Source organism: Romboutsia sp., from assembly GCF_035470145.1.
GTDB lineage: Bacteria > Bacillota > Clostridia > Peptostreptococcales > Peptostreptococcaceae > Romboutsia_D.
In genome coordinates this window covers 1-1,670 of record NZ_DATIRC010000249.1, presented here as the reverse complement: position 1 = coordinate 1,670, position 1,670 = coordinate 1, and the positions used below count along the sequence as shown (strand labels likewise).

The following is a 1,670-nucleotide window of genomic DNA, read 5'->3' as shown; positions in this document are numbered from 1 at the left end:
ATGCTTTAGCTATTTCATCAACTAATACAATAGTTTGATTAGTTGTATGTATTATTTTTTGAAGTGATCCAGCTGTATAATCTACAATCTTAGTGCCTTTATCAACTGCGTTTATTGAATTTTCAATAAGTGTAGCTGTATTTTTTGCAGCTTCTGCTGATTTGGCAGCAAGATTTCTTACCTCATCTGCAACAACAGCAAATCCTTTACCAGCATCACCTGCTCTAGCGGCTTCCACTGCAGCATTCAATGCTAATATGTTTGTTTGGAATGCAATATCATCTATTGTCTTTATAATTCTTCCAATTTCATGAGAAGTAAATGAAATTTCTTCCATAGATTTAACCATTTGCTTCATTTGTTCATTACCATCTTCAACTTCACGACCTGCGCTCAATGATAAAACATTAGCTTGTGCCGCATGTTTTGCAGTATCTTTAATTTTGTCAGATATTTCTATAATAGTTGCAGATAACTCTTCAATTGCACTTGCTTGTTCAGTCGCACCTTGTGATAACATTTGTGATCCGCTTGCCACTTGTTCTGATGCCGCCTCAACTTCTTCTGACGCTGCATTTATTTGTGACACTGTCTCACTTAAATCATTAGTTATTCTAATTACTGAATTTTCAATATTTTTAAATACTCCTATGTATTCTACTTCAGGTTCAACATCAAAATTACCTGATGCAAAATCTCCTAAAATACGAACTGTGTCATTTATAATTTCCTTAGTTTTATTACTCATTTGACGCATACTATTTGATAAAGTACCTAATTCATCCTCTGATTCATAATTAATAGTAATATCAAAGTCACCAACAGCCATTTTATTTGCAGCTATTTCTATTTCTTCAATTGGTTGCCTTAAACTCTTTGTAATATATGTAGCTATAATTATTCCTGTTACTGTGGCAAACAAGCTAAGCGCTATGGAAACAAACATTGAATTTGTCACTGTATCACTTACTCCTTTGTCAAATGCAATACCACGAGATTCTGCCTGTACGCAAAGATTTACTGAGTTTTGTGTACTATTTGCAAATGCTTTATTGTATCCAGTCATATCTATATCTGCTAACATACCACTAAAATTCTCTTGCTGTGTAATTTTATACATTTTTTCGTACTCTTGTCTTAGCTGAGCTACTGAACTTTCAATATTATCAAGAGTATCAATAATTTTTTCACTTTCTATAGAACAATTATGAATTGTTTCAATTCTTTTATTAATAATATCAAAGTCACTTAGAATTTGTAATCTAACTTTGCCATGGCTATCGTCAATAAATGCACCATTAATACTTCTTCCAATGGAAACTAAATCTCTACGAATTCCCATACTTTCAGTTGTTACTACATAAGGTCCCTCAAATAAATCATGGCTTAGTTCTCCCGCTTTTTTCAAATTATATATAGCATAAAAATTTCCAAATGCTGCAAGGATCAGTAAAACAATAAAAGATATACCTAGCTTTTTACCTATTTTTAAATTTTTCATATACATGTCTCCCCTCAATTTGATTTGTTATGATTTTTGCTACATAATATAATAAAATTTTTTCTATTTAAATAGCCAACGTTGTCTTTTCCTTTGCTGTCTATGCTCTAGATAAAAATCCATTTGAATGGTATATATAGAGCTATATTACTTTAATATTTATAATTTG

General features: G+C 31.3%; 1 protein-coding gene. It reads right to left on the bottom strand.

Annotated features, from left to right (window positions below):
* Nucleotides 1-1,501 (bottom strand): methyl-accepting chemotaxis protein (locus VLM92_RS10765; protein WP_325276349.1); only part of this gene is annotated, 1,501 nt, incomplete at its 3' end.
* Nucleotides 1,502-1,670 lie beyond the last annotated feature (169 nt).